Genomic DNA, 20,005 nt, shown 5'->3' with positions numbered 1-20,005 from the left:
GGCCGGCCATGACCCGTACCCCGACCCGCTCGGCGCCGCCCCGCCTCGCCCTGGTCCTCTCGGCCGCCACGCTCATGGCCGCCACCCATCTGTACGGCGCGGCGGTGGCGCACGCGGACGACGGCCCCAGCGTTCCGCCGGGAACCGAGGCGTCCGCGTCCGCACCCGTCGAGGTCGACCCGAACGACCCCGACCTCAAGCTCCCGGAGGGCGCCACCCTCACCGAGCCCAAGGTCCTCGACATCAAGCAGATCGTGGAGGAGAAGAGCGGCGACGAGCGTCGCGAGGACACCAACTCCGACGTGACGTTCGCGCTCCAGGCCGAGGTGCTGTTCGGCAAGGACAGCGCGAAGCTCGGCGCGGAGGCGAAGGCCCGTATCGTCACGATCGCGGGCGAGATCAAGACGCAGAACGCGACGAAGGTCCGCGTCTTCGGCTTCACCGACAACCTGGGCTCGTCCGCCCACGGCGACGTCCTGTCCCGCCGGCGCGCCAACGCCGTGCAGGCCGTCCTGGGCCAGGAGCTGAGCGACGCGGACATCACCTACGAGGTGCGCGGATACGGCGAGCAGTACCCGATCGCCGACAACTCCACGGAGGCCGGCCGTAAGAAGAACCGCAGGGTCGAGATCACCTTCCCGCGCACGGCGAGCTGAGCCGACCGGAGCAGGCGGTCGGCCCTGCCCGCTCCCGGCCTGCGTGGTGAGGGCCTGCGCCGGCGGCCTAAAGGTCCACCTCCACCAGGGCCCCGGCCCGCATCCCCCACCCCTCCATCGCTCCGGCCTCGGCTTCGAGCACATGCCGTGCCCGGAGCCGGGGCAGACCGAGCCGCCCGGGCGGCATGGTGCGGACGGCGATGACCCGGAGCCGCCGGTCGAGGTAGGCGACGTCGATGGGCATGCGCATACGGAAGGTGTGCACACTGTTGGCGGGGGAGAGCAGCAGGGCCCCCTCGAGGGAGTCCCGCCCCAGCAACCCTCTGGTACGGGCCCGATAGGAGGCGGCGATCTCCAGCGGAACGCGCACCGGCGCCCCCTCACCGTCCCCCCGCACGGTCAACTCGCCACGCCCGTCCCGCCAGCGCCCCATCCCCGACCGCCCCCCTGGACCACCCACCGACGAACCGTCCGCACCGACCGTATCTCCGCGGGCCCCCGAAATCAGTGCTTGCGGAGCTGCGCCGCCAGGGCGGCCAGCGTCTGGGCCGTCTCGGACAGGCTCGCGACGGCGGCCTGGAGCTCCGAGGCGACGCGGGGAGCCGTGGGGAGGACGGAGGGCGCGGCGGCGACCGGCGTGCCCCGGTAGCCGATGGGACCCTCGTCGTGGCGCTGGTAGTAGCCGGTGAACGCCCGCCCGGCGGGCGCTTCCGCGAACCGGACCCGGGCGAGCTGGACCTCGGTGCCGCCGGCGTTGCGGGTGATGTCGAGACGGTAGTGGCGGTAGGCCCGGGCGGCGGAGCGGAGGTGGAACTCCCTCGTCTGGAAGCGCTCGGTGAACTTCTCGCCGCTCCGGGTGTCCAGCGGTGTCCACGTCTCACCGTCGTGCGAGCCGAGGAGGGTCCAGTCCCGGGGGTCGCGCTCGTCGAAGTCGTTCGCCGACGTCAGGGAGTAGGAGGCGACGGCGGTGGGACGGGCGAGGGTGAAGTCGAGGTGGGCGGTCTCCTCGAACGCCAGCCACTTGCTGCGCTGGTCCTCGAGGAGGTTGTCGGCCCCTTCGCCCCCGTCCTCGAACTCGTCGCTCGCCTCGACCCCGGTCACCTCGACCTCGGAGGCGGCGGCGTGCAGCACGGCCACCCCGGAGTTGCCCCGCTGGTCGCGCCAGGTCACCCGCTCGACGGGCGCCCCGCCGTCGTCGACCAGCAGCCGCAGTTCGTGCGAGGTGTGCCAGCGACCGTCCCACCCCTCCTCCGTGTGGAAGCGGTGCAGGGGGGACGCCGAGAGGTGCACGGTGTCGTCCGAGAAGGGCCGGCGGTCGGTGAGCCGCCCCCGGTACTCGTACGCCGTACCGTCCGCCGCGCGGTAGCAGCCGTGGAAGTCGGACATGGCGGACTGGAAGCTGATGGCGGACTCGGCGCCGTCCTCGCCGCGCCAGCCGAGCTGGGCGGGCAGGGAGTGCTCGTCCCGGTCGATGTGGAAGAGCAGCCGCGGTGCCGCACGCCAGGAGGCCGAGGCGGCGTGGGCGGGGCGGAGCTCCGTACGGTAGGTGAAGACCGAGTCGCGGGCGGCTTCGGCGACCCGCGCACGCTCGGAGCGGCCACGCTCCCGGACGGGGTCCAGGGTGATCCGGTAGAGCCAGAGCATGCTGCCGGCCTTGGCCGAGGACCGTATCTCCAGGGTGTTGGTGCCGGGCTTCAGCAGGCGCCCGGGCACCGCGAAAACGTTGTCCTGCGGAAGGTCGCCGCCGCCGGGCACGGTGAGGTCCTCGGCCACCACCTCACCCTGGACCAGGACGTCCATCGGCGCGTACCCGAGGTCGGAGCCGAGCTTGGAGACGAGGGCCGTGACGGTGAGCGTCACCTGGGGGACGTCCTCCGGGTCCTCCACCTCGAAGTCCAGCGTCACGCTCCCGCCCGCGCTCAACGCCAGGTGCGACCCGGCGAACCGGGCCCGGTGGTACCTGACGTCGGCGTTGGCCAGCCGGGTCGGATCGACGGAGAAGTCGGCGTAGGTGGCCTCAAAGCCCATGAGTACTCCAGATTGTGACGGCCTGTCAGTAGACGTCGACACGTGAGGGCGACGATGATCCAGGACCCTAGTGGGCCGGACTGACAAGGCCGTTCAGGCGAAGGGAACCGCGTCGGCCGGGGCGGTGTGCCAGTTGGTGACGACCGGGTCCTCGACGGTGATGGTGCCGACCGGCAGGGAGACCGGGTCGGGGTCGGCGTCACCGACGCCGACGATGATGCTGTCCAGCTCCTTGCCGCCGTTTCCGCCGGTGCTCTTCGGGTTCACCCCGGCATAGGCGGTGGTGCTCCCGGTCAGCTTGATCTGCCGGCCGACGGACTGCTCCGCGGGGCCGGCCTGGGTGCCGTCGGATCCGAACGCCACGGTCGGCAGTGCGGCGGGCAGGTAGCAGGTGATCCCCGACTTCGCCTTCGCCATGATCAGGATGTATCCGCCGGCCTGGGTCTCGGACTTGGTGCTCCAGGAGATGTCGTTGGCGCCGCAGCTCTGCTCGACCGCCGCCCGCTCCCCGTCGCCGGTGTCGACGCCGGAGCCGGCCCCGCCCGTCGTGTCGGCGCCCTCGTCGGCGTCCTGACCGCTGTCCGAGGCCGACGAGCCGGACGGCGAGGCGGCCGTGTCACCGGTCGAGGCGGCGGACGAAGAACTGCTCGCGGCACCGGTGTCCGTGTCCGCGTCCGTGTCCTGGCAGGCGGTCATCAGCATGGCGCCGCCCACGAGGGCCGCGGAGACGAGGAAGGCCTTGCGACGGTTGCCGAACATGAAATCCCCTTGGTGATCAGTGGTGTGAGCCGCATCGTTCGCGGCTTCCCGGCGCTGTCCTGATCACTATGAAGGGGCCGCGAGCCGAGGGGATACCGCTGCCGTCGTTCCACGACATCGCTGTCACGGAAGGGTGACATGGTCGCGGACTCGTCTGGCCTCGTTCCGAGTTGGAACCGACGACCTGCCGCTCACCACCTGATCGCTCCGGCTGACGGAGCCGGGCTCGGTTGGACGCCGCTTTGGGCCCACGGGACCATGCCCTGACCACTTTCCCCTTCCTACCCTCGGGGCCTGCCGTGAACCAAACACGGTTGCGCAACCGGGGGACTTGAGGAGGAGCGTCATGGCCTCGCACGGGGGAGGGGCGGAGTTGGGGGTGGCGCGGGGCGCGCCCGGGCACGGGGGGAGGACGGCGGGACATGCCCCGGCCCCTGTCCCGGGCCCTGCTGCTCGTGCACGCGCTGTTCGCGTTCACGGTGCTGGGCGGCCTGGGGCTGCTCCTCACGGCGGCGTCGTCCGACGCGGTGGACGGCACACTGCTCGCCCAGGTGGCCTACGCCGCCGCTCCCGGAGTCCTCGGCTGGTGGCTGGCCCGCCGCACCCGGCGGGGCGGGGCAGGGACCCGGGCCGGGCTGATCGCCGTACAGGCATGGCTGATCCTCGGGTCGATATCCAACCTCGCCGGCGGATCGGCCCGCGGCCTCACCCAGCTCCTCCTCCCCCTCCTGATCCTGTTCCTCCTGACCCGACCGGCGAGCCGCGACTGGTACCGCCTCGCGGAACCGGACCGACGCGAGCGCCACCCCTTCTCCCTGCCCCGGATGATCCGGTGGCGCCGGGACGACGGCCAGACGGCGGTGGAGTACGCGAGCCTGGTCGCGGTCGTCGCGGCGATCGTCGCCGCGTTGGTCGTCAGCGGCCTGGGCACCCAGATCCTCACCGGCATCCGGACCCAGGTGTGCCGCGTCACCGGTACGGCGTGTCCGGGCCCCGGCGGGAGCGACGACAGCGAGGTCACGGCGGAGGGCGGGACCGGGGACGCGGATTCCCGCGAGGCCCCCTCCGGGCCGGAGGACGACCCCTCGACCACGGACCCCACGGACCCCACGGACCCCACGGATCCCACGGATCCCGCGGATCCCGCGGATCCCGCGGATCCCGTGGACCCGGTCGACCCGGTGTCCGCCGAGGACGAGATCGACGAGCCGCCGTACGAGGATCCGACCACCGACGGCGAGGGCGACGCCCCCTGATCCTGACAGCCCTCATCACCGACCACCCGCTCAAGGAGTTGCGGGAGCCCGCAAGTTGACCCCATCCACTCTGGTGCCTCGACTTACGCACCGGATAGCTTTGGCTTCGCTGAAGCCAAGCCTCGCCCCACCGGGAGCCGACCGTGAACCGCCGCCCCACCCTGCTCGCAGCGCTCGCGCTGACCGCCACCGCGGCCCTGACGCTGTCCGCATGCGGAAGCGACGACGACACCACCACCAAGGACAACGACAAGATCGCGGGCGCGGACACCGGGGGCGAAAAGTCACCCTCCCCGACCGAGTCGGCCTCCGCCTCAGCAGACCGCCCGAAGATCGAGCTGCCGGCCGACCTCTCCTACACCTTCGACTGGCCGAAGACGGGCGACAAGGAGAAGGACGCGGTCCTGGCGGACAGCGAGCAGTCCATCAAGGCTGTCGACCTGGCGATCGTCAACCAGAACGCACTGGACAAGGCGTACCTCTATTACTACGAGGGCGAGGCGGCGGCAGGGACGCAGAAGTTCATTGAGGCGTACGTAAAGGCCAAGGCGCGAGTGACAGGCGTGTACCGCTATTACGACGCTTCTGTAAATGTAAGCGATGGAAGCGCTGGGTCGCTCGTCTATTGCGAGGACCAAAGCAAGGCCTTCGATATGTATCTGAAAGACGAGAAGGTCAATAAGACCCCTGTCACCAAGAACAGTTATGTGCTCTACAACACTCAGCTGCGCAAGAATGAAAAGGGTGTCTGGGTCGTCACGAAGCTACTGTCCCAGAGGGGGAGCGAAAAGTGCCAGCCCTGAGCCCAACAGCACGATCCCTGATGGTGTCGGCCGTGATTGGTTCCGTCCTGCTGAGTAGCACACCTGCTATGGCTGATAACGTGATTGGTGGTGGAGCGCAAGACTCGGCTCCTGAAAAAGAGGTCCACGGGGGTGCAGGAGAAGACGGGACGCTGTCTGCTGGGGTCGTAGTTTTCGACCGGTCCAAGAACGGCTCGGGCCCGAAGGCCGGCCCCGTAGCGTCCGCCAGTAACTGGACACCGCCTGCATGCTATTACGCACCCAAGTACACCCCGGAGCAGCTGCAGAAGTACCTGGAGCCGATCTGGGAGGCGGGGTCCACGGGTTATGAGTGGGATGCCCAGCAACGAGACCGGTACGTCGAGGGCCACCCCTACAAGGACTTCAACAAGGACAAGGCCGGGGAAGGTTACTGGTGGGACTCCTACGTCACACCCGGTCGGGAGGGCGATCCCGGCGCGCTGGATTGCGACAAGCCCATCTTCTGGGTGGATGAGAACGACGATCCGCCGGCCGATGTCCCGCAGGCGATCACCGCAGAGGTCCTTGCGCAACTCGCTTACGCGGAGATCCGCGTTCCCTCAACGGAAGTGGATCTCGCCCCGAATGGGACAACCAAGGTGAATCTTCCCACCTGGGCATGGCTGGATGCGGTGGATTTCAAACCGGTGTCGGTCACGGCTTCCGTTCCGTTGCTGGGCATCGAAGCGACCACGACGGCCGAACCGGTGTCTGTTCAGATCGACCCGGGCACGCCGGATGCCGAGACCTACCCCGCTTCTGGAGTCTGTGAAATCCAGAACGGTCGTATTGGCGAGCCGTACGAGAAGGGCAAGGTGGACGAGACACCCCCGTGCGGAGTGAAGTACCTGCGCTCCTCGGGCGATGAGTCGTACCAGCTCGAGGCCACGGTCACCTGGAAGATCCACTGGACGGGCACCGGCGTCGCCGGTGAGCAGAAGTTGCCGGACGGCACGTTCGGTGGGGAGCAGGACGTCGTGGTCCAGGAGATCCAGGCCATCAACCGCTGAGCCCCTTACGAGCATTGGCGGTCAGCTAGCGTAGGTCGCGCAAGCCAAGCCTCGCCCCACCGGGAGCCGACCGTGAACCGCCGCCCCACCCTGTTCGCAGCGCTCGCGCTGACCGCCACCGCGGCCCTGACGCTGTCCGCATGCGGAAGTGACGACGACACCACCACCAAGGACAACGACAAGATCGCGGGCGCGGACACCGGGGAAGAGAAGTCACCCTCCCCGACCGCCAGCCCGTCGGACTCCGGCGGACGTCCGAAGATCACGTTCCCTTCCGACGCGAAGAACGTCTTCGAATACGAGAAGACAGGCGACGCGGCGAAGGATGCGGCGCTCGCCGACAGTACGCTCACCGTCAACGCTGTGGATGAAGCGATCTTCGAGGGGGACACGGGAACCGAGGCTCTGGGCTTTTACATCACGGATAAAGCCCTGAGCTCGTACATCACTTATGTTCAGAAGTACATCGACGACGGCGAGACGTGGGTCGGTGAGACTCGCTACTCCAACTACAAGGTGACGCTCTCGGGCCCCAGGAAGGCTTATGTCACCTACTGCTCCGATGAGAGCAAGTCGTACATCAAGAATAAGAAGACAGGTAAGGTCGATAGATCCCCGGCCACGGCGGATGCATACGTCCTCTACAACACGAGTCTGACCAAAAACTCTGAAGGGGTCTGGCAGACCACCGACGTCGTCTCTAACAGGGGAAACAAGACGTGTCAGTCGTGAGGAAATCGGCGAGGACTGTCACCGTTCTGACGCTTGCATGTGCTTCTCTCTTCGTTTCTCATATGGCATTTGCTGGACGCGGCTCAAACGGTAATGCCAATGAGGCCGAACAGAGTGCCGACGCCGACGATGAAGGCAACCTCTCCGTCACCGTCGGCGGCGTCGTCTTCGATCGTTCGAAGAACGGCAGCGGCGACTCTGCAGGGGCGTTGACGTCGTCCACCTCGTGGAGCCCGCCTCCCTGCTGGTACGCCCCCAAGTACACCCCCGAGCAGCTGCAGAATTACCTGGAGCCGATCTGGGAAGCCGGCTCGACGGGCTACGAGTGGGACGCCAAGCAGCGCGAGAAGTACAACGCCGATGACGAGAAGAAGGGCTTCAACAAGGACAAGACCGGCGAAGGCTACTGGTGGGGCTCGTACGTGGACAAGAGCTACCCGCCGGGCTGGGACTCCTGCGACGAGGACTACTTCTGGGTGGACACGGGCGACGCCCCGCCCGCCAACATCGAGAACGCCATCACTCCCGAAATCCTCGCCGAACTCGCCTACGCGGAGATCCGCGTGCCGGGCACCGAGGTGACGCTGGCCCCCGCGGAGGCGACCAAGGTGAACCTCCCGACGTGGGCGTGGCTGGACGGCGCGGAGTTCAAGCCGGTTTCGGTCACGGCGTCCGTCCCGGTGATCGGTCTCCAGGCGACGGCCACGGCGGAGCCGGTCGCGCTGGAGATCGAACCGGGCACCCCGGACGCGGAGACCTATCCGGCCTTGGGTGTCTGTGAAATCCAGAACGGTCGTATCGGCGAGCCGTACGAGAAGGGCAAGGCGGACGAGACGCCCGCGTGCGGGGTGAAGTACCTGCGCTCCTCGGGCGACGGCACCTTCCCGCTCCAGGCGACGGTGACCTGGGAGATCCACTGGACCGGCACCGACGGTGCGGGCGGCGACATCCCCGACGGTGAGTTCGGAGCGACGCAGGACGTCGTGGTCCAGGAGATCCAGGCCATCAACCGCTGACCACATGCTTCGCCCCACCGGGAGCCGACCGTGAACCGCCGCCCCACCCTGCTCGCAGCGCTCGCGCTGACCGTCACCGCAGCCCTGATGCTGTCCGCATGCGGAAGTGATGACGGCGGCACTGCCAAGGACAATGAGAAGGCCGCGGGCGCGCACACGGACGCAGAGAAGCCGGCATCCCCGAGCGACGCGGTCTCCGCCTCGGCAGACCGCCCGAAGATCGAGCTGCCGTCCGACGTCACGTACGAGTTCCAGTGGCAGAAGACAGGTGACCCGGCGAAGGACGCGGTGCTCAGCGACGCCGAGCAGCGGATCAGGGCTGTGGACATGGCCATCGCGGAACAGGATCCGTTGCACGGGGCCTACCGCTTCTATTCCGAGGGCACGGCTGCTGCGGCAAGTCAGAAGTACATCCAGGAATTTGTCGATCACAAAGCACGCACGACGGGCTTGACCCGCTACTACAACGAAAGCGTGACCGTCGACCATGACGGAACCGCCGCTCTGGTGTACTGCGAGGATCAGAGCAAGGCGTTCAACAAGTTCCTGGAGACCGGCAAGACGGACGTCACACCAGTGACGCAGGACGCCTACGTCATCTACGCAGGCACCCTGCGCAAGAACAAGAGTGGTGTGTGGGTCACCGAGCGCCTGACGTCTCAGAGGGGCAGCGGCAAGTGTCAGCCCTGAGTCCGGCCGTATGAGCTGATCTTCGCGTTCTTCCTGGCGCGCCAGTACGACTCCGGGCGCACGCCGCACCCGGCGGAGCGCTTCCGCCGGCTTCAGGTCGTCACGGATTGCGGATCGTGTCGTTCATTCCATCGGTGGTGTCGATGCGGGTGGAGGGGACGGCGTATGGCGGAGCGGTTGGCGGTTGACGGGGGCGAGCTCGGGCGGTTCATGAAGTCCCTGCGCGAGTCGTCGAGTTCGCTCAGAGGCGTGCGGAAGGCCCTCGCGGACGCGACCGTCACCGGGCTGGGTACCGATGATCTCGACAGTGCCTGTGAGGACTTCCAGGAGAACTGGAAGTACGGGGCCGAGGAGATCGGCAAGCAGACGGATGACCTGGCCGAGATCATCGGCAAGAGTCGGGACAGCTACCTCGAGGTCGACAAGACCCTGGAGGAGGCACTCAGGCAGGCCCGGGAGGGCAAGGGCGGGGGCGGGGGGAAGTGACCTTCGCTCCGGAGACCGACCGGTCCGGCGCCGTTCTTGATCCGCAGGCGCGGGCCGATCTCGGTCTGCCGCAGGGACTCAAGTCGGCGCCGCGCATCCCCAACCCGGAGTATCCGCATCTGGGGTTCAATCCGGTGCCGGGTGACACGGAGACCGTCCGTCGACTGCACCGGAAGCTGAGCGGGTGCGCGGAGATACTGCGGGACGCGCACGACGTGGTCACCAAGCTGCTGGACGGCAGTTGCTGGAAGGGGGACGCCGCCGTCGCCTTCCGCGAGCAGCTCGACGGCGGGCCGTTGCCGCTGAACCTGAAGAACGCGGCGCATTCCCTTCGCAAGGCGGCCAAGCAGTTGAGCCGTTGGGAGGGTGAGCTGGAGGAGTTCCAGCGGCGCGCGAAGCGGTTGGAGGGTGAGGCGGAGGAGGCGCGGGCCGCGGTTGACCGGGCCGAGAGGCGGGCGGGCAAGGCGGGGGAGGCGCGTGGGGAAACGGATGTCGAGGAGGCGCAGACCGAGCTCGACAAAGTTGTGCGCAAGGCGAAGCGGCTGGCTGAGGAGCATGAGCAGCAGGCGAAGCACCGTGCGAGCAAAATCCGCGACGCGACGAAGAAACTGGCCCCTCATGAACCAGGCTGGTTCGACGAGGCCCTCGACTGGCTGACCGACAATCTGCCGGACATCCTGAGCTTTTTGGCCGGTGTCGTAGGAGTTGTGGCGATTCTCTTTGCAGGTCCGCTCGGCTTGACGATGGTGGCCGCGCTAATGCTTGTGGCGTCTGGGTTGAGCGTGACGGCGCTGGGTCTGAGGCTCATTGCGAATCCAGAGACTCTGGAATCATTGAAGGATGGCTTCGCCAAAGGTGAGCTCGATGCGGACTTTTGGAGCAACCTGGTTTCAGTAGGGGCAGATGTTGCCGGGGTGATTCCCGGTCTAGGGGCGGTTGCGGCAGGGGCCAAAGGGGCCACGAACGCGATTCGTGCCGGAGGAGAAACACTTAGCCTCGTGCAAAAGGTGACGCTTTTCGGGACCAAGTCCATGGACAACATGCAGTCGATTGCCCGGCTGGACAACCCCTTGATTGCGCGGGCAGTGCGGAGTCTCGGCAGCGCTGACGCAGCGGCCAAAGCGGTGGCTGCCACCTCGGGATTGACTGGAGTCGGTACTGCTGGTTTTGGGATTTACAACAAGATTGTGGACGCGGATGACAATGGCGTCAAGGATGGCACTGTGGCAGGTGTAGACGGGGCGAGACTTATTTTGGACAACGCCGGAATTTTTAATGTCGTTCGTCACGTCTTCTGACATCTGAGTGAAGGGAAGGATGACGCGTGGATCCTGAACGTTGCCAAGTGGCGTGGGGTCATTCACTTACTCGCCTGTCCTGGTCAGGGCACGTGCTGATGTGTGTTGCCGGTCTACTGTGGTGGCTCGCCTCGTGGTTCGGTCTGCTCTACGTCCTGGTTGTTCACCTTTATCCGGGACTTGCCCTCCTTTTTGTGATTCCACTATGCTACTGCTTCTATCGAGCAGTGGTTCAGTTGCGCTATTTTCGCCCGGCCCTTCGTATGCGACGCATCATGCGAACGTATCCATGGCGAGTCCTTCGGGAAGTTCCACACGGATTGACGGAACATGCCGAGGTGCCAAACAGGCACTATGGGTGGTTTGAGATGTCCAATCCAGCCCACTCTCAGCATCGACTGCCTCTTGTCTTTTCGCAGCATTACCGTACGGAGTGGTGGCATCGCAGGATGGCTCCCCGCGCCAAGCCGACGTTGAAGGCAGAGATCGAAACACTCTGGTTTGCCGGCGATCCCCGCTTTATTGGACTCATCGCTGTACCCGGTCGAGGCGGAAATACACCCCGGAGGCTGCATGTACTCGAGCAGCGAATGACACGGCATGATGGCCAGCTCTTTGCGGACTGGGGCGTCACTGCGGAGGATGTAGAGCGCGGTCGGCGCGTCGGAATTTTCCCTACCCAACCCTGACCCACTGTATGGAACCTCTGTGGCCAACTCGGCGATCATTCTTCACGACTCGTTCAACGACCCTGATGCGGCGCTTTGGTTCGTTGAACCAGCTGGCTTCATGGCCCTTCCCTTGGAAGCTCTACTCCCTCCTCCTGACTCCGTGGCAGCGGACGACTTACGGTCGGTGGTTGCTCCGCTCCTGGATGCCGTCCCAGATGAGATGACACGTCAGCAGCTCATTGCCCAGTTCGCCACAGCTCAGCGGCTGCTGGCCGCCCTGCGCGAGGTCGGTACCGTTCACTGCTCCGTCGGGCTCCATCGGGACGACGTCGTGGGCGGGCCGGGGCCGCTGTTCTCCCTCTTCACCATCTCCTGGCGGGAGACTGCCACCGCCCCGCGCGGTGTCACTGCGGCCCGGGCGGTGACGGCCGGTGGGGGGCACGGCGGTGTGGAGTTCGTCGAGCTTTCCTGTGGGCCCGCCGCGTTCAGCGAGTCGGTGTCCGTGCCGGGTGCCGGCAGCGGGCTGCCGCGGCTACCGCTGCTCCAGGTGCATGCGCACCTGCCCCACCCGGACTGCCGCCGCCTGGCCGTGCTCACGCTCACCACGACGGCCCCGGCGCGACGGGACGAGTACCGGGCGATTCTGCGGCTGATCGCCGCGAGCGTCAGTTTCAAGAGCCCGTCCCAGGTGGGTAGGACCCACCCATGACCACACTAGGCGCAGTCTTCCGCCCCCAGCTCGCCCCCGAGCGTCTCCGTGCCGTTGCCGAGCTCGCCGACGATGTCGGGCTCGAGGAGCTCTGGTTGTGGGAGGACTGTTTCCGGGAGGGCGGGATCTCGACCGCCGCTGCCGCGCTGGCGTGGACCGAGCGGGTGCGGGTCGGGGTCGGGCTGCTGCCCGTGCCGCTGCGGAACGTCGCCATGACGGCCATGGAGGCCGCCGGTCTCCACCGGATGTTCCCGGGGCGCGCGATCCTCGGCGTCGGGCACGGAGTGCAGGACTGGATGGGGCAGGTCGGGGCGCGGGCCGAGTCGCCGCTCACCCTGCTGCGGGAGCATCTCGTGGCGCTGCGGGCCCTGTTGGGAGGAGAGCGGGTCACCACCGAGGGGCGGTACGTCAGGCTCGACGACGTCGCCCTCGACTGGCCGCCGCAGGGGCCGGTGGAGGTGCTCGCCGGTGCCACCGGGCCCCGTACCGTGCGGCTCACCGGTGAGGCCGCCGACGGGACCATCCTCACCGCCACCACCTCACCCGAGGGAGTGCGGCAGGCGCGCCGGCTCATCGAGGAGGGGCGGGCCGCGGCGGGGCGCGCCCACGAACCCCACAGGATCGTCGTCTATCTGCTCGCCGCCACGGGGCCCGGGGCCGGTGAGCGGCTGCGGGCCGATCTGGTCGCCGAGGGGGTCGGCGAGGAGACGGATCTCGGGGTCGCCGGGGACGCGGGGGACGTCGCCAAGGCCGTACAGCGGCTCGCCGAGGCCGGGGCCGACTCGGTCGTCCTCCAGCCGACCGGCGACGAACCGGACCCGGAGGGCTTCGTGCGGTTCGTGGCGGAGGAGGTGCGGCCGCTGGTGCCGTAAAAGCCGGAGGACAGGGGGCGGTTCCCCTGTGCATGATCGGTGCATGACGGACGAGGCGAGCCGCCGCACCTTCGAGGACCTGATCGCGGAAGGCGCCGCGGTGCCCACCGAGGGGTGGGACTTCTCCTGGTTCGAGGGGCGGGCCCACGAGGCCCGGCCCTCGTGGGGGTACGCCAGGTCGATGGCCGAGCGGCTGGGCCGGGCCGACGCCGTGCTCGACGTCCAGACCGGGGGCGGGGAGGTGCTGGACCTCGCCCTCGCCCGTGCCCCCCGGCCGCCCCGGCTCGCCGTCGCCACCGAGGGCTGGGCGCCCAACGTCGCCAAGGCCACCGCACTGCTCCGGCCGCGCGGTGTCGCCGTCGTCGCCTCGCCCGAGGACGCGCCGCTGCCCTTCGCGGACGGGGCCTTCGACCTCGTCGTCAGCCGGCATCCCGTCGAGGCCCCGTGGGAGGAGATTGCGCGGGTCCTCCAGGACGGCGGCGTCTACTTCGCCCAGCACGTCGGGCCCGGCAGCGTCCACGAGCTCGTCGAGTACTTCCTCGGGGCGCGGCCGGACGAACAGCGCGACGCGCGGCATCCGGACCGTGAGCGGCGCGCGGCCGAGGCCGCCGGGCTGGAGGTCCTCGATCTGCGGGCCGAACGGCTGCGCGTCGAGTTCCACGACATCGCCGCCGTCGTCCACTTCCTGCGCAAGGTGATCTGGACGGTGCCCGGTTTCACCGTCGAGGCGTACCTGCCGCGGCTGCGCGCCCTGCACGAGCGGATCGAGACCGAGGGAGCCTTCGTGGCCCACAGCACCCGGCACCTCTTCCACGCCCGCAAGGGCGAAGCCGGCCGCGCCTCGCGCCCGTGAGTTTCCGCATCGCCACAAGAGGGTGCGCGTCGGCAGGGCCGCGCGGGTGGCGGTGCCGCGCCGCGGAGGGGCCGCGCGGTGCCCGAGGAGGCCTCCGCGGGTCAATCCTGCGTCCGTGCCCGGGTCACCCGTCGGAGGGATGACCGGAAGTGTGGTCACCCTGTCGGCGGATGGTGTCACATCCGGCGCAGAGTCCCCCCACCGCTCGTTTTTCACGTGATTTCGCCGATTTTCAGCCACCTCGGGGCCCCGGAAAGCGCCTTTGAGGGGCGTCTGCGCGTCGCCGGACGGCTTCGGAGAGTAGTTGTGGCGCGCCGATGTACGCAGCATCACTTACGAAGGGTTATGGTGGAAACCCCCCCTCGGGCCGGTCCGTCTCCCCCCCACGGACCGGCCCGTTTTTTCTCGGCCCCGGGGCGAGCGCCCGACGGGGCGGTGATCCGGGAGCGGTGAGCCAGGAGCGGCGTGCACACCGCATGCGGCACCCGCGCGGGTACGAGCGGCGATCCGTACGGGTGCGGGCGACGGGCCGTACGGGTGCGGGCGACGGGCCGCACGGGTGCGGGCGACGGGCCGCACGCGGACGAGCGGCGGACCGCGTGCCGCCGCCGGGGCGGCCGGCGGGCGCAACCACCCCGGGCTTTGGGGACCCCCGCCCCGGCAGGGGTACGCTTCGCCTTCGGGGACCGCCATACGGACAGGGGCCGCCCGAGGCCGAGACCGGGCCGCCCGCCGCGTGACGCGGCGGGGAGTGCCGCGCCTGTCCGATCCGTACGGAGGGGCTGACGATCACGTGAACCTGCGCGACAAGCTGCGGGGCCTGCTGGTCAGGCTGTACGCACGCCGGGTGGAAGGTCACCTGGACACCGCTCAGGTGCCCAAGCACATCGGCGTCATCATGGATGGCAACCGCCGCTGGGCGAAGGCAGCGGGTTCCAGCACCGTCCACGGTCACCGGGCCGGCGCGGACAAGATCGAGGAGTTCCTCGGCTGGTGCAGCGAGACGGACGTCGAGGTCGTCACCCTCTGGCTGCTGTCGACGGACAACTTCGACCGGCCGAAGGAGGAACTCGTCCCGCTCCTCGGCATCATCGAGGACGTGGTGCGCACCCTCGCCGCCGACGGACGCTGGCGGGTGCACCACGTGGGCACGCGCGACCTCCTGCCCTCCGGGATGCAGACCACCCTGAAGGAGGCCGAGCAGGCCACCGCGGACGTCGACGGGATAGTGGTCAACGTCGCCATCGGATACGGCGGTCGCCAGGAGATCGCCGACGCGGTGCGGTCCATGCTGCTGGACGCCCAGGAGCGGGGCACGTCGATGGACGAGCTCGCCGAGGCCGTCGACATCGACATGATCGGGCGTCACCTCTACACCCGCGCCCAGCCCGACCCGGACCTCGTCATCCGCACCAGCGGTGAGCAGCGGCTGTCCGGATTCATGCTCTGGCAGACCGCGCATTCGGAGTACTACTTCTGCGACGTGTTCTGGCCGGCCTTCCGCAAGGTCGACTTCCTGCGCGCGATGCGCGACTACGCCGCCCGTCACCGGCGCTACGGCGGCTGAACGCCTCGCGGTCACCGCACGTCACACGGAGTTCACCGGCGCGCCGTCATATGCCGTGGCATGGCGGCGCTCGTTCGAGGGCATAACCCAGACAGGTCGACACCCGAACCACGGGTGTCGGATCTCAGCGGGCGGCACGGACGCCGTCCGCCCGGGAGGCCCTTTGCACCAGCCCGACCGTGCGGTCACGACACGGAGGAAGCGGCGGAGGGCCGGTTCCCGGCCCGCTGTGCATGGGGGCCGGCTACCGGTCCAGCTCCGCATCGTCGCTCCCCGACCTCATCCGAGGGGGTACGTCCTTCCGTGGTGACCAGCGCAAAGCGCCACAAGCCCGACCGGCGCACCTATGTTCTCGACACCAGCGTCCTGCTGGCCGATCCAGGCGCCCTGAACCGCTTCGACGAGCACGAGGTCGTGCTCCCCATCGTCGTGGTGACGGAGCTGGAGGCCAAGCGGAACCATCCCGAACTCGGCTATTTCGCCCGGCAGGCACTGCGCCTGCTGGACGACTACCGGGTGCGGTACGGCCGTCTCGACGCCCCCATCCCGACCGGGGACCTCGGCGGGACCGTGCGGGTCGAGCTCAACCACTCGGACCCCAGCGTGCTGCCCAGCGGCTACCGCCTGGGGGACAACGACTCCCGCATCCTCGCGGTCGCCCGCAACCTGCAGGCCGAGGGGTTCGACGTCACCGTCGTGTCGAAGGACCTCCCGCTCAGGATCAAGGCGTCCTCCGTGGGACTCCTCGCCGAGGAGTACCGCGCGGAGCTCGCCATCACGGACTCCTCCGGCTGGACCGGAATGTCCGAACTGACCCTGCCCGGCGAGCAGGTGGACGTCCTCTTCGAAGAGGGCCACGTGTACGTGCCCGAGGCCTCCGACCTGCCCGTGCACACCGGTCTGACCATCCAGTCGGAGCGCGGCAAGGCGCTGGGGCGGGTCACGCCCGAGGGCAACGTCCGTCTGGTGCGCGGCGACCGGGAGGCGTTCGGCATCAAGGGCCGCAGCGCCGAGCAGCGGATCGCGCTCGACCTGCTGCTCGACCCGGACGTCGGGATCGTGTCCATGGGCGGCCGGGCCGGCACCGGCAAGTCGGCGCTGGCCCTGTGCGCCGGCCTGGAGGCGGTGCTGGAGCGCCGTCAGCACCAGAAGGTGATGGTCTTCCGTCCGCTGTACGCGGTGGGCGGGCAGGAGCTCGGCTATCTGCCGGGTTCCGAGGCGGAGAAGATGAGCCCCTGGGCGCAGGCGGTGTTCGACACGCTGTCGGCGGTCACCAGCCGGGAGGTCATCGAGGAGGTCACCGCGCGCGGGATGCTGGAGGTCCTGCCGCTCACCCACATCCGGGGCCGTTCGCTGCACGACGCGTTCGTGATCGTGGACGAGGCCCAGTCGCTGGAGCGGAACGTCCTGCTGACCGTTCTGTCCCGGATCGGTGCCAATTCGCGGGTCGTTCTGACCCATGACGTCGCCCAGCGGGACAATCTGAGGGTCGGTCGGTACGACGGTGTGGTCGCCGTCGTCGAGAAGCTGAAGGGGCATCCGCTGTTCGCGCACGTCACCCTGACGCGGTCCGAGAGGTCCCAGATCGCTGCGCTTGTGACCGAAATGCTCGAAGACGGGCAGATCTGACCCGCACGGTCCAACAAAGGTCGGTCACGCGGTAGTTGGCGCCGTCCGGAAAGGCGTAGAGCCTAGCCGGGCGGCGCCGGCGCGTGTGCGGATTCCCGGGATTCCCCGGCGCCGAACGAGATGTGAGCTTTCACACGCAACGGGGAATTGCCTTGCCCCGTCGGGTTACGGCAGAGTCTCACTCCTGTCAGGCCCCGCATACGACACACCTGTCCCCCTGGGGGTGCCCCCGCGCTTTTGTGGCGGGGGAGGTATGGCACCACAGTTTCAACTCCATAGCGTCGTCGTATGCCGCCCGAGCACCACGCGGCGCTCCCTCGTGGGAGTTGCCCACCGGGCCCGTGCCTCCCGTGACCCGTAGTTGGGGAGGTCAGTGCCAGGGGCACGATTGCGTCCGCGAGGGTCACCGAAGCGGGCGATGCTGGAAGGAAACCGTGTGAGCCGGATCTCGGTCCGGGGATTCGCAGTGGCCTCGGCCACCGCGGTCACCGCTGTCGGAAGCGTCGTCGGCGTTGCCTCGGGCAGCACCGCACAGAACAACGACGCCGAAGCGACGGCAAGCGGCACCACGCTGCTCGCGGACATCCCCGCGGGCCAGCAGGCCCAGGTGCAGACCGCCTCCCTGACGCAGCAGGCCGAAACGATGGCCATCGCCGCGGACGCGAGCGCGAAGAAGGACGCCGAGGAGGCCGCCCGCAAGGCCGCCGCCGAGACCGCGGTCGCGAAGAAGAAGGAAGCGGCCGAGAAAGCGGAGAAGGCGGAGCAGGAGGCCAAGGAGCGCGCGGAGGCCAAGGCCGCCGCCAGCCGTTCCGCGACCCGCGACGCGTCCAGCTTCCCGGTCCAGTCGTCCTACACGGTCGCCGAAGTGCAGGCGATGGCCCGCCAGCTCGTCCCGGCCGACCAGTTCCAGTGCTTCAGCAACATCGTGGACCACGAGTCCAGCTGGAACTACCAGGCCGACAACCCCACCTCCGACGCCTACGGCCTGGTGCAGGCGCTCCCGGGCTCCAAGATGTCCTCCGCCGGAGCCGACTGGGCGACGAACCCGGCCACCCAGATCAAGTGGGGCCTGGGCTACATGAACGACCGCTACGGCAGCCCCTGCGGCGCCTGGAACTTCTGGCAGGCCAACAACTGGTACTAGGGACGACGGGAGCCCTCCGGCCCCGCCCCGCTCAACCACGGCACAGCCCCGCACCGTCCTACGGTGCGGGGCTGTCGCCATGTACGGTCTGACCGACGACTCCAGGGGGGAGTGGTGGGGAGAAACGGGGGAAGAGGACGGATCATGTCGCGAGTGCCAGGGTGGCTCGGCCGGGTCGGAGCCGGACTGACCGAGGTCAGCAAGCGGCTGGAGGAACGCCGTGCCGAGGTGGAGCGGGACCACCGGCCGGACGCCGACGCCGACCTCGGAACCGAACCGGTGAAGACCCCTGGGCCCGCGCCCGAGTCGTCGCTCGCGTACACGGCCACCGTCGTCCCGGCCCGCCCCGACCCGGCGCAGGCCGTGCCCTGGGGGGTGCGGGTGGCGGCCGAGGCCGGCTGGCGGCTGCTGGTGCTGGCCGGCACGGTCTGGGTGCTCATGCGGATCATCAGCGCCGTACAGCTGGTGGTGCTGGCGTTCGTGGCCTCGCTGCTGATCACGGCGCTGCTCCAGCCGACGGTGGCGCGGATGAGGCGGTTCGGCGTGCCGCGCGGTCCGGCCACCGCGCTGACGGCGCTGTTCGGGTTCGTCGTGATCGGTCTCATAGGCTGGTTCGTGACCTGGCAGGTCATGGAGAACATCGACCACCTCTCCGACCAGATCCAGGACGGCATCGACGAGCTGCGCAACTGGTTGCTGAACAGCCCCTTCCACGTCACCGACAAGCAGATCAACGAGATCGCCAAGAACCTGCGGGAAGCGGTCGGCGCCAACACCGAGCAGATCACCTCGGCGGGCCTGGAGGGCGTGACCGTCGTGGTCGAGGCGCTCACCGGCATCCTGCTGGCGGTCTTCTCGACGCTGTTCCTGCTCTACGACGGCAAGCGGATCTGGGAGTGGTCGCTGAAGCTCGTTCCGGCGGCGGCCCGTCCGGGTGTCGCCGGGGCGGGTCCGGCGGCGTGGCGGACGCTGACGGCGTATGTGCGCGGCACGGTGATAGTGGCTCTGATCGACGCGATCTTCATCGGCCTCGGCATCTACTTCCTCGATGTGCCGATGGCGGTGCCGCTCGCCGTGTTCATCTTCCTGTTCTCGTTCGTCCCGCTCGTGGGCGCGGTGGTGTCGGGGGCGCTCGCGGTGGTCGTCGGGCTTGTCACGCAGGGCGTGTTCACGGGCGTCATGGTGTTGGTGGTGGTGCTGGCGGTGCAGCAGATCGAGGGGCACATCCTCCAGCCGTTCATCCTGGGCCGCGCGGTCCGGGTCCATCCGCTCGCGGTGGTGCTGGCGGTCGCCTCGGGCGGCATGGTGGCCGGCATCGGCGGAGCGGTGGTCGCCGTGCCGCTGGTCGCGGTCACCAACACCGTCGTCGGCTATCTGCGGGCTTACTCCCGTGAGACGGCCGTGATCCAGGCGCCCCGGCCGCGCGGTGCCACGGCGATGTCCGAACCGGACGCTCCGGTGCCGGCGGCGGCGGAGGCTCGGCCTCCGGCGCCGGAGGAGGAGACGCGTCCGGGTGACGCCGGGGGCGCATAGGTACGGGTGGGCGAGGGGGCCCCGCCCATGGGGGTCCCCCGCTCCAGCGAAGCCGGGAGTGGGGGAGGCACCCGGCGAGCGCCGGTGAGCGGTGCTGGTGCGGGGCGGGGGAGGTCGCGCGGCCCGGCGCTTGCGGGGTGCCGTCGCGCCCACCCGTGCCTCCCCCAGTGCCTGAAGGGCCTGGGAGGTACCCCCAGGGCGGCACGACTGCCCGCGGAGCGCGGGGCACGGAGCGCGGGGCATGGAGCACGGGGTGCGGAGAGCGGGGCACG

19 protein-coding genes are annotated in these 20,005 nt (G+C 68.8%); 16 read left to right on the top strand and 3 right to left on the bottom strand.

Translation table 11 applies throughout. The annotated features are described in order from the left end of the window. Positions 1-8 precede the first annotated feature (8 nt). On the top strand, positions 9-656 hold the full coding sequence (locus ACFY3N_RS01850) for an OmpA family protein (RefSeq protein WP_390814677.1): 648 nt from the start codon (positions 9-11) through the stop codon (positions 654-656). Positions 657-723: 67 nt separating this feature from the next. Here ACFY3N_RS01850 and ACFY3N_RS01845 read toward each other — a convergent pair whose 3' ends face one another. The 3 genes from ACFY3N_RS01845 to ACFY3N_RS01835 form a co-directional block, all read right to left on the bottom strand. Next, positions 724-1,089: a DUF192 domain-containing protein gene (locus ACFY3N_RS01845; protein WP_390814676.1), complete on the bottom strand. Its 366-nt coding sequence runs from the start codon at positions 1,087-1,089 to the stop codon at positions 724-726. A 71-nt stretch (positions 1,090-1,160) separates the two neighbouring features. Next, on the bottom strand, positions 1,161-2,684 hold the full coding sequence (locus ACFY3N_RS01840) for a discoidin domain-containing protein (RefSeq protein WP_390814675.1): 1,524 nt from the start codon (positions 2,682-2,684) through the stop codon (positions 1,161-1,163). Between the two features lie 93 nt (positions 2,685-2,777). Beyond that, a complete protein-coding gene (locus ACFY3N_RS01835) occupies positions 2,778-3,443 on the bottom strand; it encodes a hypothetical protein (RefSeq protein ID WP_390814674.1) in 666 nt (221 codons plus the stop codon). Positions 3,444-3,865: 422 nt separating this feature from the next. Between ACFY3N_RS01835 and ACFY3N_RS01830 the strand changes: the two genes are divergently transcribed. From ACFY3N_RS01830 to ACFY3N_RS01760, 15 genes are all read left to right on the top strand, one after another. After that, on the top strand, positions 3,866-4,699 hold the full coding sequence (locus ACFY3N_RS01830; protein WP_390814673.1) for a hypothetical protein: 834 nt from the start codon (positions 3,866-3,868) through the stop codon (positions 4,697-4,699). A gap of 143 nt (positions 4,700-4,842) precedes the next feature. After that, complete coding sequence (locus tag ACFY3N_RS01825; RefSeq protein WP_390814672.1) at positions 4,843-5,502, top strand: hypothetical protein; 660 nt, start codon at positions 4,843-4,845, stop codon at positions 5,500-5,502. Beyond that, positions 5,490-6,533, top strand: coding sequence for a hypothetical protein (locus tag ACFY3N_RS01820; protein ID WP_390814671.1), 1,044 nt, complete (start codon positions 5,490-5,492; stop codon positions 6,531-6,533). Before ACFY3N_RS01825 ends, ACFY3N_RS01820 begins: the two co-directional genes overlap by 13 nt. A 72-nt stretch (positions 6,534-6,605) precedes the next feature. Continuing rightward, a complete protein-coding gene (locus ACFY3N_RS01815) occupies positions 6,606-7,265 on the top strand; it encodes a hypothetical protein (RefSeq protein WP_390814670.1) in 660 nt (219 codons plus the stop codon). 62 nt (positions 7,266-7,327) lie between these two features. Next, complete coding sequence (locus ACFY3N_RS01810) at positions 7,328-8,281, top strand: hypothetical protein (protein ID WP_390814669.1); 954 nt, start codon at positions 7,328-7,330, stop codon at positions 8,279-8,281. 30 nt (positions 8,282-8,311) lie between these two features. Continuing rightward, a complete protein-coding gene (locus ACFY3N_RS01805; RefSeq protein ID WP_390814668.1) occupies positions 8,312-8,971 on the top strand; it encodes a hypothetical protein in 660 nt (219 codons plus the stop codon). Between the two features lie 165 nt (positions 8,972-9,136). Next, complete coding sequence (locus ACFY3N_RS01800) at positions 9,137-9,457, top strand: hypothetical protein (protein ID WP_390814667.1); 321 nt, start codon at positions 9,137-9,139, stop codon at positions 9,455-9,457. Beyond that, a complete protein-coding gene (locus tag ACFY3N_RS01795; RefSeq protein WP_390814666.1) occupies positions 9,454-10,755 on the top strand; it encodes a hypothetical protein in 1,302 nt (433 codons plus the stop codon). Before ACFY3N_RS01800 ends, ACFY3N_RS01795 begins: the two co-directional genes overlap by 4 nt. 891 nt (positions 10,756-11,646) lie before the next feature. Beyond that, complete coding sequence (locus ACFY3N_RS01790) at positions 11,647-12,135, top strand: hypothetical protein (RefSeq protein WP_390814665.1); 489 nt, start codon at positions 11,647-11,649, stop codon at positions 12,133-12,135. Then, the gene (locus ACFY3N_RS01785) at positions 12,132-13,007 is read left to right on the top strand and encodes an LLM class flavin-dependent oxidoreductase (RefSeq protein ID WP_390814664.1); all 876 of its coding nucleotides are present in this window, start codon (positions 12,132-12,134) and stop codon (positions 13,005-13,007) included. The genes ACFY3N_RS01790 and ACFY3N_RS01785 overlap by 4 nt, the downstream gene beginning before the upstream one ends. A 43-nt stretch (positions 13,008-13,050) precedes the next feature. Then, entirely contained in the window at positions 13,051-13,860 is an 810-nt protein-coding gene (locus tag ACFY3N_RS01780; RefSeq protein ID WP_390814663.1) for a class I SAM-dependent methyltransferase, read from the top strand. A gap of 793 nt (positions 13,861-14,653) precedes the next feature. Beyond that, positions 14,654-15,427: an isoprenyl transferase gene (locus ACFY3N_RS01775; RefSeq protein ID WP_390814662.1), complete on the top strand. Its 774-nt coding sequence runs from the start codon at positions 14,654-14,656 to the stop codon at positions 15,425-15,427. Between the two features lie 303 nt (positions 15,428-15,730). Further along, complete coding sequence (locus ACFY3N_RS01770) at positions 15,731-17,056, top strand: PhoH family protein (RefSeq protein ID WP_390814661.1); 1,326 nt, start codon at positions 15,731-15,733, stop codon at positions 17,054-17,056. Between the two features lie 436 nt (positions 17,057-17,492). After that, a complete protein-coding gene (locus ACFY3N_RS01765; RefSeq protein ID WP_390814660.1) occupies positions 17,493-18,200 on the top strand; it encodes a transglycosylase SLT domain-containing protein in 708 nt (235 codons plus the stop codon). Between the two features lie 144 nt (positions 18,201-18,344). Beyond that, positions 18,345-19,733: an AI-2E family transporter gene (locus ACFY3N_RS01760; RefSeq protein ID WP_390814659.1), complete on the top strand. Its 1,389-nt coding sequence runs from the start codon at positions 18,345-18,347 to the stop codon at positions 19,731-19,733. Positions 19,734-20,005: the final 272 nt, after the last annotated feature.

This window comes from Streptomyces sp. NPDC000348, from assembly GCF_042898795.1.
Lineage (GTDB): Bacteria > Actinomycetota > Actinomycetes > Streptomycetales > Streptomycetaceae > Streptomyces.
This window is presented reverse-complemented; position numbering and strand designations above follow the sequence as displayed.

Bases quoted from the DNA above. Each gene is read 5' to 3' on its own strand.
- ACFY3N_RS01800 (WP_390814667.1), top strand. From the start codon at position 9,137: ATGGCGGAGCGGTTGGCGGTTGACGGGGGCGAGCTCGGGCGGTTCATG.
- ACFY3N_RS01850 (WP_390814677.1), top strand. From the start codon at position 9: ATGACCCGTACCCCGACCCGCTCGGCGCCGCCCCGCCTCGCCCTGGTC.
- ACFY3N_RS01785 (WP_390814664.1), top strand. From the start codon at position 12,132: ATGACCACACTAGGCGCAGTCTTCCGCCCCCAGCTCGCCCCCGAGCGT.
- ACFY3N_RS01840 (WP_390814675.1), bottom strand. From the start codon at position 2,684: ATGGGCTTTGAGGCCACCTACGCCGACTTCTCCGTCGATCCGACCCGG.
- ACFY3N_RS01830 (WP_390814673.1), top strand. From the start codon at position 3,866: ATGCCCCGGCCCCTGTCCCGGGCCCTGCTGCTCGTGCACGCGCTGTTC.
- ACFY3N_RS01760 (WP_390814659.1), top strand. From the start codon at position 18,345: ATGTCGCGAGTGCCAGGGTGGCTCGGCCGGGTCGGAGCCGGACTGACC.
- ACFY3N_RS01835 (WP_390814674.1), bottom strand. From the start codon at position 3,443: ATGTTCGGCAACCGTCGCAAGGCCTTCCTCGTCTCCGCGGCCCTCGTG.
- ACFY3N_RS01845 (WP_390814676.1), bottom strand. From the start codon at position 1,089: ATGGGGCGCTGGCGGGACGGGCGTGGCGAGTTGACCGTGCGGGGGGAC.
- ACFY3N_RS01780 (WP_390814663.1), top strand. From the start codon at position 13,051: ATGACGGACGAGGCGAGCCGCCGCACCTTCGAGGACCTGATCGCGGAA.
- ACFY3N_RS01790 (WP_390814665.1), top strand. From the start codon at position 11,647: ATGACACGTCAGCAGCTCATTGCCCAGTTCGCCACAGCTCAGCGGCTG.
- ACFY3N_RS01810 (WP_390814669.1), top strand. From the start codon at position 7,328: ATGGCATTTGCTGGACGCGGCTCAAACGGTAATGCCAATGAGGCCGAA.